Annotated in this window: 11 protein-coding genes; 1 reads left to right on the forward strand and 10 read right to left on the reverse strand. The window is 38.0% G+C overall.

The window, feature by feature from the left end:
- Nucleotides 1-5,715 (reverse strand): fibronectin type III domain-containing protein (locus N3I35_18920; protein MCX8132153.1); only part of this gene is annotated, 5,715 nt, incomplete at its 3' end.
- A gap of 460 nt (nt 5,716-6,175) precedes the next feature.
- Between N3I35_18920 and N3I35_18925 the strand changes: the two genes are divergently transcribed.
- Nucleotides 6,176-7,342 (forward strand): ammonium transporter, encoded by a 1,167-nt coding sequence (locus tag N3I35_18925; protein ID MCX8132154.1) that lies wholly within the window; start codon nt 6,176-6,178, stop codon nt 7,340-7,342.
- A gap of 48 nt (nt 7,343-7,390) precedes the next feature.
- Here the strand turns inward: N3I35_18925 and N3I35_18930 are convergent, their stop codons facing one another.
- The 9 genes from N3I35_18930 to N3I35_18970 all read right to left on the reverse strand — a co-directional run bounded on the left by N3I35_18930 (nt 7,391) and on the right by N3I35_18970 (nt 15,514).
- A complete protein-coding gene (locus tag N3I35_18930) occupies nt 7,391-7,897 on the reverse strand; it encodes a superoxide dismutase family protein (protein MCX8132155.1) in 507 nt (168 codons plus the stop codon).
- Between the two features lie 457 nt (nt 7,898-8,354).
- Complete coding sequence (locus N3I35_18935) at nt 8,355-9,965, reverse strand: VanW family protein (protein MCX8132156.1); 1,611 nt, start codon at nt 9,963-9,965, stop codon at nt 8,355-8,357.
- A 117-nt stretch (nt 9,966-10,082) separates the two neighbouring features.
- The gene (locus N3I35_18940; protein MCX8132157.1) at nt 10,083-11,477 is read right to left on the reverse strand and encodes an ATP-binding protein; all 1,395 of its coding nucleotides are present in this window, start codon (nt 11,475-11,477) and stop codon (nt 10,083-10,085) included.
- A 17-nt stretch (nt 11,478-11,494) separates the two neighbouring features.
- Nucleotides 11,495-12,196 carry a response regulator transcription factor gene (locus N3I35_18945; protein ID MCX8132158.1) on the reverse strand — a complete coding sequence of 234 codons (702 nt, stop codon included), beginning with the start codon at nt 12,194-12,196 and terminating at the stop codon, nt 11,495-11,497.
- 163 nt (nt 12,197-12,359) lie between these two features.
- Nucleotides 12,360-13,706 carry a chloride channel protein gene (locus tag N3I35_18950; protein MCX8132159.1) on the reverse strand — a complete coding sequence of 449 codons (1,347 nt, stop codon included), beginning with the start codon at nt 13,704-13,706 and terminating at the stop codon, nt 12,360-12,362.
- Nucleotides 13,707-13,715: 9 nt separating this feature from the next.
- Nucleotides 13,716-14,069 (reverse strand): P-II family nitrogen regulator, encoded by a 354-nt coding sequence (locus N3I35_18955; GenBank protein MCX8132160.1) that lies wholly within the window; start codon nt 14,067-14,069, stop codon nt 13,716-13,718.
- Nucleotides 14,070-14,110: 41 nt separating this feature from the next.
- Nucleotides 14,111-14,677 carry a GNAT family N-acetyltransferase gene (locus N3I35_18960; GenBank protein MCX8132161.1) on the reverse strand — a complete coding sequence of 189 codons (567 nt, stop codon included), beginning with the start codon at nt 14,675-14,677 and terminating at the stop codon, nt 14,111-14,113.
- A 37-nt stretch (nt 14,678-14,714) separates the two neighbouring features.
- Complete coding sequence (locus N3I35_18965; protein ID MCX8132162.1) at nt 14,715-15,095, reverse strand: YbaN family protein; 381 nt, start codon at nt 15,093-15,095, stop codon at nt 14,715-14,717.
- 116 nt (nt 15,096-15,211) lie between these two features.
- Nucleotides 15,212-15,514: a hypothetical protein gene (locus N3I35_18970; GenBank protein MCX8132163.1), complete on the reverse strand. Its 303-nt coding sequence runs from the start codon at nt 15,512-15,514 to the stop codon at nt 15,212-15,214.
- Nucleotides 15,515-15,535 lie beyond the last annotated feature (21 nt).

A 15,535-nucleotide genomic window follows, 5' to 3' on the forward strand; every position in this document is an offset into this window, starting at 1 on the left:
TGTCACTTTTGCCTTGAACTTGATACTGTTTATTACCCCTGTCCAGGCCTCGCCGGGGTCTACCGCCTTGTCCACCACAAACACAATCCTGCCCGGTGTGAATTCCTTTATGGTTATGTCCGTACCCTCGATTTTCCCTGCAGTAAGCTCCGCTTTCCCGCTTAAGGTACAGAGGTCTGCCACTTCAATCACACCGGAATTATATGTAACAGTCATAGTGTAGCTGCTGAAATCCACTACATCGGTTGCCGTAAGCCCAAGGTCTACAGTATTGTTTTTCTTGCAATTTGCCTTTATTGCATTATTGATTATATATCCGCTCCAAGAGCTTGCACCTTCTACATTCCTTGTTCTTATCCTGTATCTGCACTCTACCCCCTGTGCTACTCTCCTGTGGGTGTAGTTTGTCCTTGATATGTTTTGGACTATGGTAGTATTAGTCCCGTCAAACACTTCTATATCATAACCTGTAGCACCAAGCTCAGCTCCCCATGAAAGTGTAGCTCCGGTCTGCATAGAATTGACTATTATCCAGTCTGGTGATTCTGGCTTGCCCGGCAATGTACGTATGCTCCGCTTTTCGCTCCAGTCCCCTGCTACTGCGGAGTTTCTAGCTCTCACCCTGTATGTATGAAGTGTAAACGGCTCCAATTCACTGTGGATATAAGTTGTAGTATTACTGTCATTTTCAATTATTACGCCGTCAAGCTCTATATCATAACCTTCAGCACCGGTCACTAATGTCCACGACAGGGTTATGGTAGTATTTGATACAGCCGCATTTACATTTGAAGGAACTCCTGGTTTTTCGGGGAGAGTAAATACAGGTATCTCCATACTCCAGCCGCTTTCTCCTGAAGACCCCACTGCTCTGATCCTGAGATTGTATTTTGTCTCCGGCAAAAGATCTTTTTTAGTATATGATGTTCCGGTAATCCCGGTTATTATCTGGTTATCAAGGCTGATTTCATAGCTGGCAGCTCCTTGTACTGCATCCCAGCTAAAGGTTATTTCTTTATCGCTTTCCGTATATGCAATATTCTTTGGTGTATCAAGTATATACAGGGTTACGTTTATGAGGTTGCTCCATGGGCCTGCACCCATGCTGTTTTTCGCTCTCACTTTATATGTATGGCTGCTTCCTGGCATCAGACCACGGCTTTCGAATGCAGCTGCCATGCCTGTATCTACCGGCTCACTGTCAATACTGTTTATAACCTCTACAACTTCATAGGATTCTGCGTCAGTTACCATGTTCCAGTTCAAAGTAACCGCTTCATTTGTATATGCAACCGTCGTAACTTCAGGCGCTGTCGTAGGAATCCCCGACGTTGTCACAGCCGACTGAAGTTCACTCCACACTCCTACACCTTCCGTATTTTTAGCTCTTACCCTGTAAGTATGCTGAGTGAGAGGTTTCAATCCTGTATGAATATATGTTGTTGTGTTTCCAAGTGCTTTTATCTCACCGTCCAGCTCTATATCATAGTCTACTGCTCCTATAACGCCAGACCAGGTTATGGTTGCAGTAGTTCCCGTAGGGTTAACAACAACACTTGAAGGTGCATTGGGAGGAAGTTGTTTTGTTTTAGCTGATACAACAGTACTCCAGTTACCCTGGGTTTCCCCGTTCTTCGCACAAACCCTGTATCTATGTACAGATCCTGCTTCTAGCCCAGTATGCTCATACCAAAGATTAGTACCTGCATCTTTAAGATTTGCAGCATCACCGTCAACTTCAACAAGATACCCTGCCGCACCCTCTACAAGCTTCCAGGTGATGCGAATTTTGCCGGCACTCTGCCCTGTGGCAGTCAATCCCTCAGGGGCCGGTAAAGGCGGTGTTTGTGATAGTGTTGATATGGAATTGCTAGGTTCTGTTTCTATCCCCTCAGCATTGCGGGCTTTCAAACGGAAAGTGTAGCTTGTCCCTGCCATAAGACCTGTAACTGTTATTTTTTTGTTGGTTAATGTTATCCACACAGGTGTACTTGTTAATTTGCCCAATTGGTTTATGTATTTACTTCCGCAGGTAATCTGATACTGGGTATACGCAGGGTTGCTGTCGGTTACAGTCAGGATAACCGAAGTTGCAGAAGGTGTAGTAGTCGTAAGTTTTGGTATTTCTGCTATTGTGTACACATCCTTTGTGTACGCCGTGATATTACCTGCACTATCTTTGGTTTCCAGTTTGACAGGGTATTTGGTGTTTGGTGAAAGATTTTCCTGTTTGAAGGATATTTCAGCACTTTTTCGCCACGTACCTCTGAATTTTATGGAAGGTGTCTGGTTGTCCTGCCATATCATTATCGGGTCAGAGAAGTCGCGGTAGTTGTTGCAGGTCTGAGGGTAGCTCTGATTACCCGAAGAATTAGTCAATATAGTTTGACTGCTCCATACATTTCCTGTCCATACCATTTTCTTGATTTGGGTTAGCGACCCTATATTCATAATCCAAACTACATATACGCAGTTATTCTTATCTGACACAACGGAAGGGCTACCCTGATGCAGGCTGTTACCTGAAGTTAACTTTGTTGCTGCACTCCATGTTACTCCTCCATCTGTAGACTTTGCGTATCGTATATTATAGGCATTTGTATCTGTACTATCTAAACCATACCACACTGCGTGAATAGTACCATCCGGTGAAACATCTACGGATGGATTTTCTTGAGCATATGAGCTATTATTATAAACAGTATAGTCAGTCCATTTTGTTCCATTAAATACAGAACACATAATTGGCTTAACTGTAGAATAATAGTACTGGTACAAGATTATCGGCAAATTATTTCTAACAACAATACAAGGGTTTGTCATATTATAGCCCGTATAATCAGCATTTGTTACTTGTGTAGGAGCAGCCCAAGTCTGACCTCCATCTGTGCTTGAAGATACTCTGATATTGAAACAGTTAGGATAACTTGCATTTTTACTACTCCACGCAGCCCACAGCTTGCCATTTGAGTCTACAGCTATTGAAATACCGCTGCCTATCGAGGTTTGCCCTCTGTCTACTAAAGTAGAAGTAGTAACTAACGTATTAGTTTGTGTCAGTGTATCAAACATATAAAGATTAGTATCTGTTGATGATGATTGAGTAACTATACAATAAATATTTGTACCATAAGACGTAAGTGCAAATGATACACCGGATGTCCATCCGTTTCCTGAATAGCACAATTGTGACCACGTAGAACCACTGTCTTTTGAAACAAAGAATTTTATATGTTGATTGATACTATCGTAAACACCAGTTACAAACCACCCATTACTCAGCCTTGTTATCTTTCTGCCACCGTTTCCGCTTAAATCATAAGCACTTCCTGCTACTGTAGTTGGCGGTGATGGTACTGTTGCTGCATTATCCTGTCCATAGAAGCGTACTGCCCCAGATACGCTATCTTTCCATATGGTTAAAGGCACTGAAAAATCATTATAATCAGCACATACTTGCGGATAGGTATTATTTCCGTTTCCGGATGTAGTAATATCTACTCTTGTACTCCATGTGCCACCAAGTGTTTTTTTCTTGTATCTAACAAACCAGTTTGTACTAGTGACACTATCCCAAACAATAAATACTTCATTGTTTTTATTTGCTGTGATACTCGGATTTCTTTGAGCATTATTCCCGCCGGTCGTTTCTATCTTTGTGGGAGCTGACCAGGTAATTCCATCATCTATACTGTTTGAATAGAATACAGTTTCATATGCACTATCAATACTGTCTTTACCTTGCCATGCTACATGGAATTCACCATTTGGTGATATGACGGCACTAGGGTTTGATTGAACATAGGAATAACCCTTATAAATCCAGTTATTATTCCAACCCGCAGTAGAAGTCCACCCCTTAGTAGATAATGCAGTAGAAAATACACCTATTTCATTTTGACTCGTAGAACCTTGAAACTGGCATATAATATAAGGAATACCGTTTTTAAGCACGATACTGGGATTTGTATACCCTGTTATTGTAGTGGTATCCTGTGAAATTTGAGTTGGAGAATTCCATGTTACTCCACCATCTGTACTCTTAATGTATCGAATATTAAATAAATTAGGATATGAGCTATTTTTACTTGCCCAAGCGGCATGGATTACCCCATTTGAGTCTACTGCTATACTACAGCCATTAAATGCTGTTTGTGCTTCAATAAAAGTATTATTTAGTATACTTCCTTGTGTTACAGTTGTTGCATCAAATTTTAAGAAAGATGCACTTCCTACACTAAAAAAATATACATTTGTACCGTAACTACAGATTGCATAACTGTTCACACCTGCTCCTGTATTACTGGAACATAGTAAAGACCATGTTTGTCCGCTATCCTTACTAATATGAAAATTAACAACACTACCTGTATAGGCTGCTGCTACATACCACCCATTACTTAATCTGGTTATCTTCCTTCCACCATTTCCGCTTGTATCATAGGCAGAGTTCGCCACAAACGTTGGAATCGACGCAGCTATGTTTACAGTTTTACCGCTCATCCAATCACTTACATTGCCATTTATCGAAAAGCGGTATGAATTGTCGGCTACTATTGTTCCGCTTTCACTTGCCGGCTTTACGGCAATAACTGAATTTGTGGTAGATGATACTGCAAAATCACCTGATATTGCTTTACCTACTGTAAAGCTAACAGTTTGAGTCACAGGTGCAACACCATCCGATACTTCATATTTTATGTTGTGATTGCCCTGAGACAATTTGCTCACGTCTATAGATGCAAACATTACATCCTGTGGAGATGCTGTGTTTGATATCACCCGCGTTTCACGAGGGGTATCTTCTGTGTCGATATAATACCTGCATGTTAAAGTGCTGTTATCTGCATCGGATACTTGAATCGATGGAATAAACACATCATTTTCACTGAACACCTGATTTGAAACAGGTGTTTTCACGGTTATTAAAGGGACGCTATTTGGATAATATTTATCCACTGGAGGCGTAAAATTTGATGTCCACCGGGCTATCCCTTTGGATATACGTAGTTCATCAATATAACCATTAAATATTTTTGTTTCTCTACCACCAATTTGCAGATTATTATTTTGAACAACTAGCGATAAAGAGGATGTGAAACTTGTAACCAAGTTACCGTTTTTAAAAATATAAAAAGTATTACCATTTCTTGAAATCGCCCAATGTGTCCATGTGTTTAAAGGAATTACTCCCATATCAACATTACTGGCAATATCCCACGATGAACCATTTGATGACATAAACAATTTATAATTTCCACCATAGCATATTACTGCAAATGCTTCCCATGTATTTACACCAGTTCTTGCAATTGCACTCATATTGTCACCTTTTGCAATTACATAATCCCACCAATCGATAGTAAAATTACCATTTCCAAAATCAAAATCTGTTGAGTTTGTGATACTTAAGTAATCCCCACTCCCATCAAAATACGCACTGCTTCCTCCAAATTTACTCTGTGCGGTACTTATCTGAGCATCCCCATAAGCTGTTACTGCCTTTCCGCTCTCTTCAGTAAACGATTTTGACCCATTTGCCCCGTCAAAATGCAGTAGAGCTTTTGTATACTGGTCATCTACGGCTGCATACGCTTTGCTGCCCAGTTCAATCAACTGTCCGCCTGCGTCAAAGTTGATTGTGACTCCTGTGCTTACGATCATTACAACTACCATTATTACTGCTAAAACCTTTGAGGTCTTTCTGCCTGGCATTGAATATTCCCCCTTTGAATATTTTTTATGTGAATTTTTTTTTGAAACCTTTAAAAACTGGCTTTGATATTGCTCTTTAGCATCCTTTGATGCTCAGGAAAATCAAACTTCACAGATGTTTTTACATTCAGATAAACTTTTCTTTTGAAAAAAATGTAATAAAAAGTAGTATTATTTGTTTTTATGAGGACTTAATTATATAACGTAATTGTGAAGGGCACAATGACCATATCATCCAAAATATTCTACATAATTCGACATTAATCGCAATTATTACAGTTATATCCATGTACTAAATAAATTAGTAGCTTTTTTTATTGCAATATTTCAAATATTAACATATAATTTTCATGTTATTGGCAAAGATGCTTTAACAATATTTATTTTATTATCTATATCTTACTCATGTATGCAATGTGTGCATATATGAGTAAAAATTTGTTTCAAAGGGGAGATAATGTTGAAAAAGAAGATTTGGTTTTCTTTATTTAGTTGTCTTATGCTGGCATTTTTACCACTTCAGGCTATGGCAGCGGAGGTGGAAACAAGTACGATAAGCGATGGTTTAAGACAGGTAGAGCAGTATAACTTTTCAATTAACATTCTTGCAATGCTTCTTATCGGTTTCGGATTTCTAATGGTATTTGTGAAAAAGTACGGCTACAGTGCAACAACCGGAACATTTCTTGTAGTAGGTACAGGTTTACCGTTATATCTATTTTTACGTTCTACAGGTATAATATCTCTGGAAGTTATAGCTCCGGATAGTATTACAGCCCTTCTTTTTGCCGAATTCGCATGTGCGGCAGCGTTAATTGCTATGGGGGCTGTTCTTGGACGTTTGAGGCTTTATCAATATGGATTGCTTGCTATTTTGATTGTTCCTTTATATATGCTTAATGAATGGTTGGTACTCGATGGTGGCCTAAGTATAACAAAAGGTTTTGTTGATGCGGCTGGTTCGATTATAATACATGCCTTTGGTGCATACTTCGGTTTGGGTATGACCATTGCTTTGACAAATAGTATTGACAGCAAGAAGGTAATAGAGAGTGACGAAACTTCAGACAGATTCTCAATTCTTGGTTCAATGGTTTTATGGGTTTTCTGGCCTAGCTTTTGCAGTGCAATAGTTCCGCATTCACAGCTTTCACAAACAGTTATAAATACTATTTTGTCTTTATGTGGTGCTACAGTTACTACGTATTTGGCAAGTTCATTTTTGAGAAAAGGCAAGCCTTCTATTGCAGATATGGCAAACGCTGCTCTTGCAGGCGGGGTTGCTATCGGTGCAACCTGTAATATTGTAACCGCACCGGGTGCATTTGGAATCGGGGTATTGGCAGGAGCTTTGTGTGTTGTAGGATATGTAGTTATTCAGCCAAAACTGCAGTCAAAACTTAGAATTGTTGATACTTGCGGAGTTCATAACCTGCATGGCATGCCTGGTGTTCTTGGAGGAATTATTGCCATATTTGTTGTGCCTGGAATAATGAAAGCCCAGATTATTGGTATACTTATTACTGTTGTACTTGCGTTTTTGGGCGGTATCCTAAGTGGTTTTGTTATCAAGGCTACCGGCAAAAAACAATTGGCATACGAAGATGAAGACGAGTTTACAATTTAGTTGATAAATATAAAGAACACTTTGGGTATTAACCAAAGTGTTCTTTTTTCATAGTAACATTCCGTTGTTTGCTGCCTTAATCACACCGCAAGCCAGTCTCTTTCCCGCATTTCCTGCTGGCTGTGTCCTATAGTCATCAGGATTTTCATGTATGATGACTGCTTTGCCTATTATATCCCTTATTCTGAACTTGTCAGTAAAAAAGCACATCCTGGCATAGCCATGGTTTGAAAAAAGTACCGGAAAGTCTCCTGCGTGATTGCCATGTGGCTGTTTTGCCGGATTCCAGTGTTCGCCTGCAGACTTAAACGGTTCGGCCGGATCACCTACCTCGCAGCTGCCGTTTTCATGTATATGGAATCCGTGCGGTCCAATAGGAGAATTTCCATTCTGCGCAGGTTTGTAAGGAGGCAATCCTCTGACATCTATACAAACCTCTACACCTCCCGGTGCATTTTTAAACGTTACTACCCCCTCTATACCCGGTGATAGTGGTCCTCCTTTTATAATGGCTGCAGCATCAGGCGGCAAATAATTTAGAGCTACTTGCCTCATAATAATATATGGACAATATGGAAGCATAAAATTTACCTCTTTATCAATATTGATATTTTATTTTACGTTCCGGTTATTTTGGATGTTACTATGAGAAAACCAAATCAACAAATTTACCATATATAAAGAGAATAAATATTTCACGATATACAAGTAACCCATTTTCCATCAAGTGAATAGTATATATTATCTTAGATTATAGGAGGTCAATAAAATGTCAGACGGAATCAAAAATTTCTTTGGTGATAACAGCGAAATCTTATTTTTCATCCTTGTTTTTTTATTGTTGTTCTTTAACGGAAGGTATTACGATAAATGTGACTAAAATATAAATCTACATAAGATAAATTCAGTAGTAAAAAGAAAATAAGCTTCTTGCTAACATATCAACGCATTTGTGATAGCAGGAAGCTTTTGCCATATGTGTATGGTAATTGGTAGTGACAGCTTTGAAAATCTATTTTTTTACAGTCTTTTTTGTTCCTTTAAGTATTTCCTTATCCAATGGTTTATAATAGGAAGTGTATATCTTTGTCCTGCCTATTATCATACCATCCTTTTTTATTATCTTGTACGTGTCTACAGTATATCCTTTTGAACCTTTTTGCTTCACCTTGGTTTTCCCTTCTTCGAGAGTAGGATCAGTGATGTACCTGACAGAATTTTCTACAGTTTTTACTAATTTGGATTCGTATTCAGCTCTCCTCATATTCCCTTCATCAGTTCCTGCTATGGAAAACACAACCTTATTGTCTGCAGTTACACTGCTATAGATTTTTATAGGCCATTCAGATGAGTTTCTGAATTTGAAGTCAACTTGTCCATATGCTACAGCTGCATCCATTCCAAGTTCCGAATAATTTACGGTAAAACCATGGTTTCTACGTTCTATGACCTGAAATCCCAAAGGCAGAATACTATTATACAAAGTTGTAGATACCTGACAAATACCTCCTCCAAGCCCCGGTAAAACCTTTCCATCTACGTAGATGTAAGCATCCTTAAAGCCTGCTTGTTCAGTTCTCTTTCCTACAGCATTGTTAAAGGAGAATATTTCTCCGGGCGCAAGTATTCTTCCGTTGATTTTTGCCACTGCCAGTTTTATATTCTGAGCGCGGTTTTTCTCGATTTCAGTATTTGTATTAAAACTTGTTTTCCATGTACTCAATAAGTTTTTAAATAGTTTGGCCTTTACCTCATTTTCTGTCTGCTTCGGAGCTATAAGCCTGAAGGGTATATCAGCCTGAGAATTTTCCGTCTTTTCGGCCTGAAATACTATCTCTTTCAGTAGGTTTTTGTCCACACTTCTGCCTGTCACATGAGGCACTACAGTAACCTTGGTGTTATTTTCTACCCTGGTATAAGCATCTGCCGGAGCCCGTGTTATTTGTGAGTAGTATTCTTCAATATTAATCTTTTCAGGCTTCACTGTTCTTACAGGTATAGCAATTTTTAAAGCCTGGCATTTACTGATAGAATCCTTTATATTTTCCATGAAGACAACTCTGTCCAGTTCTTCCCCCGCATGACCCGAATGAACAGTTATCTTATCACCAGTTATACTCAGCTCTGCCTGTTTCACCGGTTTCAGATATTTGCTGCCAATATCAGCCAATAATGAATCAAGCTTATTTTGATCATACTTATATGCTAATTCGATTCTGAAACCTGAGTTTTTAGCCTTGAATATTTCGGATAATCTATTTGTAAGTGTCCCTTTTCTCCCATACTCATAAGCTTTTTGAACTGCAGCTATGATATCATAGCTGACCCCTATATCGGAAAAATTCAATTTAGATACTTTTCCCTTGTAATCAAGAACAAGCTGGGTTGTCTTAACCTTATCCTTATAGCTTTTATTCAACAGATCCGTCAACTCCTGAGTTGTCAGCTTGCCAGCAGCATGCCCATTTATATATACACCTTCATATATGGTACTTTTGTTTAGCATCATGGCAATTGTTATAGTCATAAAACCAAGTGTAGTAATAATGAGAGCCAGTAATATAACGGATATAGCCTTTATGTTTTTCTGTTGAAAATATGCTTTAAAATTTTGTGGTATCATAGCACAGCAGCTCCCGGAAATACATTATTGTAAACCTTACACTACAATTGTTGCACTATTTTGAGCGATATACAATTAAATCTAAATCAATTTTGTATTTCAGTTTTCTTACATACACTAAACCTTGTTTTTAGGCAGTGCAGCTATGAATTCCGTACCTTCACCAAAAACGCTTTTAACCTTAATACTTCCTTCATGTGCCTCCATTATTGTCTTTGATATGGTCAATCCGATACCTGAGCCGCCAGTCAACCTATTTCTTGATTTATCAGCACGATAGAAGCGTTCGAAAATATAAGGAAGATCTTCCTGAGGGATTCCCGGACCGTTATCCTTTACTACAATCTCAGTAATATCCTCTGTTCCTTTAACCTTCACCTCTACAACACCTCCGACAGGAGTATATTTTAAAGCATTTGATAACAGATTGACTATCACCTGGCTGATTTTATCCTTATCTGCAAAAATTATATCCTCCCTGCCAGATAAAATTAAGTTAATGTTCTTATTAAGAAAATCACTTTCAAAATTCTTGATTATCTTCCCGACGAGCTCAAATAAATCAAATTTTTCCTTATTTATGATAAGATTCTCACCCTCGAATCTTGCAAGTCTTTCCAGATCTCCTACCATTCTACTTATTCTCATTATTTCCTCATGACAGCTCTTCAGCCTTTCCGTATCAGGCTTCCATATACCATCTATCATAGCTTCCATATGGCTTTGAAGTGTTGCAAGAGGTGTCCTCAGCTCATGTGCAACATCTGCTGTCAGCCTTTTTCTTAATAACTCCTGTTTTTCAAGTGTGCCGGCAAGATTGTTTATAGTATCCGTAAGCTGTACTATTTCCTTTGTATTTGATTTCACCGTAAGTCTATCGTTAAAGTACCCTTTTGATATCATCTGTGCTGTTTTTATTACTCTTGTTATAGGGGTACTAAGCCTTCTTGCCATAATCCCGCCAATTATCAGTGAGAAAAACAATGAAAATATTCCCACTATTACAAGCAGTTTGTTTAAGGTGTTTATAAAAGCCAGGTCGCTGTCTGTGTAGTAGTAAGGACCATAATACCCTATGATTATTTTACCGACTACATTTTTACCTGATAATACCGGATACTGATCCGAAGTATAGTTACCCTTCCAATTCGGGTAGCGGCTCATCATATTATGAGCCATATGCTCAAGCATCTGCTGGCATAAGCCGCTGTTATGAATTGTTGCATCCCATACCACCTTGCCTTTTGAGTCCAATATCTTAATAATCATTCCTTGTTCAAGAGCGTTTATACCTATATTTTCAATATCCTTGCCATCCCACTGCTCATTGTTCCTGAACTGTTGACTGACCATAGAGACTATTTCCTTGTTTTTTCTCTCTTGGTTCTTTATTATATAGTCTTTAAAATGCTTTTCCAAAAGCACATTTGTGATATAGCTGATCAAAGCCACGCATACGATGGCAACAAATATATATGACAAGGATAGTTTAGTTCTTAAACTGACTTTCATTCAGATTTCACCTGCCCCTAAGTCCCTCCGAACTTATACCCTACACCATGTACTGTTAATACATATCTTGGTGATTTGGAATCGGATTCGATTTTTTGTCTTAGATTTTTTATATGCGTATCTATTGTTCTGTCATAACCGTCATAATCCTGTCCCATAGCCATTGTGACCAGTTCTTCTCTTGTGAATGTTTTAGCGGGATATTTTATCATGGTCATAAGCAGCTTGTATTCATTGGGAGTAAGATTTACTATTTGCCCGTTTTTTCTGACTTCATAACGAAGTGTGTCTATTGATAAATCATCGTTATTAATTGATATTACACTAGATAAAGGAACCGCTTCGTCCTCGATTCTCCTTAAATGCGCCATTACTCTGGCTACAAGCTGCCGGGGGCTGAAAGGCTTTGTTACATAATCATCAGCACCTATATTCAAGCCCTTTAAAATATCCTCTTCTTCTATTTTAGCTGTCAGCATAATAATAGGAACACGTGATTTTTTTCTAAGTGTCTTACAAACCTCTTCGCCTGTCATGTCAGGAAGCATAAGATCCAAAACTACCAAAGAAGGATTTACCTTTTCAAAAACCTCGAGTGCCTGTATACCATTATATGCTTCAAATACTGAGTAGCCGTCGTTTTCAAGATATGATTTTACAACCTCTACAATTTTTGTTTCATCATCTACAACAAGTATTCTCTTTGTGTTCTTAAGCATTTTCCCCTCCTAAAAAAGTAAGATAAAACTCCTTCACTTAGAAGGAGTTTTATGTCATTGTTTCCCATACCGGATGTTTTATATCGATATTGTCACAGCATTATTATGCTTAAGTTTTTTTATATTTTATCATACAATTGTGAAGTTTTTATGAAGTTGATATTTATTTATTTTCTTGATCTTTTGATGATGTTTTATTTAGCATGTTTATAACTTTTTCCGGTCTTTTCTCTGTCTGTATTTCTTCAAGATTTCTGAAATCCTTCATTAATGGTAATGTAACTGAAGAACTTTTTGTTGTTCCCAATACCTGGCTCGGATATATACTTCTATGTCCTGATGCGATGTAACTTACCAAACAAGCTATTGCTGCATATGGGCTGATATGAGGTCCAAACATTTCTACAGCTAGAACTGAAGCAGCTACCGGAGTATTTGCAACACCGGATAAAACTGACACTAAGCCAATAGCAGCAAAAAAACCCGTATCCATGTGAAATACTTGCGCAAAAGCACTTCCTGCTGTCACTCCGATAAAAAACACCGGGGTAAGTATTCCGCCGCTCCCGCCCATACTGAGTGTAATGACGGTAAATAATATTTTGGCCAAAAATGTATATAAAGCAACATCTTGCCCTTGAACAGTGCTTTCTATAGTATCAATTCCCAATCCAAGATATGCAGGAGAAAACACAAGTGTCAGTAGTACGAGTATTATACCTGCTATTAACCCCTTGAACGGTTTCCATATTTTTATTCTATCAGCCAGTTTTTCGCTGTATTTTAGTGCTTCTATCATTAATAAAGCAACCAAACCGAAGCATAATCCGCCTAGCATTACGTAAACAAATAATCCTTCAGTAGATTTGCTTGATACTACAATTGTCTGGTGAAAATAAACTATGCCAAGAGATTTTGCCACATGGAAGCCTATAACGGCAGATACAAGAGAAGGGAAAAGAACTTCATGCACCACTTTTCCAAGAACCAGTACTTCAATTGCAAATAATGCACCGGCTACAGGAGTGCCAAAAACAGTAGAAAATCCTGCGCTTATTCCGCATATTACTATTTTTCGCCTGTCTTCTTTATTCAGCTTAATAATATCCGATATTCCCGATGCCAGTCCCGCACCTATTTCAGCACAAGATCCTTCTTTTCCTGCTGATCCCCCACCTGTGAGAGTAATTATGGTTGCTGTAAGTTTTGCAGGAATTAGAGACAGGTTTATTTTTCCACCTTTTTTATGTACAGCTTCTATTACTTTGTCAGTTCCATTTCCTTCAGTATCCTGAGCCAGATATTTTGTTACAAGGCTGCTTAGAAATAATGCCACTGGTAAAAATATGAAATAGTATCTGTATGACTGTACAGTTCCATTGGTCCATCCCAACAGCTTTATAAAAATAGCAGCGCCTGTTCCTGTAATCAAGCCGGTTACAGTTGATAATACTGCCCATTTTATTATGTTTACAAACAACAACGTTTCTTCAAGAAAAGTTTTCTTCATTGCGACACCTTATTCATAACCCTCATCTTCTTCATTCAAGATTTCAGCAGTTCCATAGGCTTCCAGTACAGGTAAGACAAACATTATGCCTGTACCGGGCTTTTCTATCTGTAGTTTGTTCTTTATGGTAAAGACAGCCTGCTTTAATACTCGGTCATCATCTATAACAGTAAATATTGTCTTATTATCCGGCTTCTGTATCCTTATGTATTCATCAATTTTAGAAAAGAATGGCAATCTTACTCCCAGAATACCGCCCATACCCACTGAATCAATAACGGTAGCGCCTCTTACTCCAACTTGCGAAAGGCTTAGCAGCACTTCATCCACCTTTTTTTCATCATTGAGTACTAAAATCAGCATTTTCACGTTTTTTCTCCCCTTATATACCTCGATTGCAATTATTATGACATAAATATATTATTTTTTCTCCACTCTTTAGCTAAGATTCCATAACGCAGCTCGTTATCCCACTGTCCATTCTTATATCTGGCCTCTCTGAATTCTCCTTCTTTGATCATTCCGATTTTCTTCATTACTTTTTCAGACTGTTTGTTTCTTACGTTGCAGCTCGCTACTACTCTATGCAGCTTTAGATTCAAAAAGCATATCTCCAATAGAGTATTTGCTATCTCTGTAGCAAAGCCCTTTCCCCAAAATGGAGCCAGCAGAAAATACCCTATTTCTGCACTTGTAGCAATAGAGTTCTGATAATTCATTATAATATCTGCAACTCCTATAAAATTCAAGTCTTGTGATGAATATACGGCAAATTCATATGCTTTTCGGCTATCTACTGTCGAATTGTTTTTCAGTATTTCCTCAAAATATGGTTTTAGTTCCTCTTCACAGGAAACCTGGCATAGAAAAGCATATTTCATAATATTTTCATCCGACATGACCGAATAAAGTAAATGGAAATCATTTTCCTGGAATTCTTTCAGTATAAGCCGCGGACTTTTAAATTGCATTGTCTTGCCCCCTTATCATCTCTATCAAAATAATTTTTTACTCATCACGTCTTGATGTCTTAATAGAAAGTAAGTGCATTGTTACTCCTGCAGCTATCAATAACAATATTATTTTAACATACGTGTTTTTTATTATAAATATAGTTGAATACCCTATCGATGTAAATAGCAAACATATTGAAATTATCTTTATACTTAATGGAATTCCTTTTCCTTGCTGATAATCTGAAATATACCTGCCTAATATTTTATTGCTAACAAGCTTGCTATATAACCTTTCTGATCCTTTTAAGTAACATGCCGCACCAAGTAAAAGGAAAGGCGTTGTTGGAATCAAAGGAAGAAATATGCCCAAAATTCCGAATGCAATGAATATTGTACCTAAGAAAGTTATAATAAGTCTAGTAAATTTTTCCATGTGTCTCCTGTGAAATAAATTTAGCAATTATATCAAAATTCTATTAATACAAAAAGTGATTTCTTATGTTTACGTGGAAACCACTTTTGTATACCGGCATATCTTATTTACTGAAATTATTTATCATTCTTCTTTGATCTTTTCTTTCTTCCCAGGGATACTCCCCCAAATCCGCTTATTATGGCAATATAGAACCCAAAATCATACCACCAGCCGCTATTCATTACTTCATATATTCTGATGTTCTTTTTGAAAAAACCAATTATCAGTGAGACCGGCGCAATCCAGCCATGCCATATACCCCAGAAGAATCCTGCTTGTTTTTCCGGTGTATTTGTTCCGTCACCTGGAACACATCCGGTTAATGTAACTAATAATACTGTAATAATTGCAAATATCGCTATAATCCTTTTTTTCATAAATGCACCTCCACTACATTC

It is taken from the genome of Clostridia bacterium, from assembly GCA_026414765.1.
Lineage (GTDB): Bacteria > Bacillota > Clostridia > Acetivibrionales > DSM-27016 > SKW86.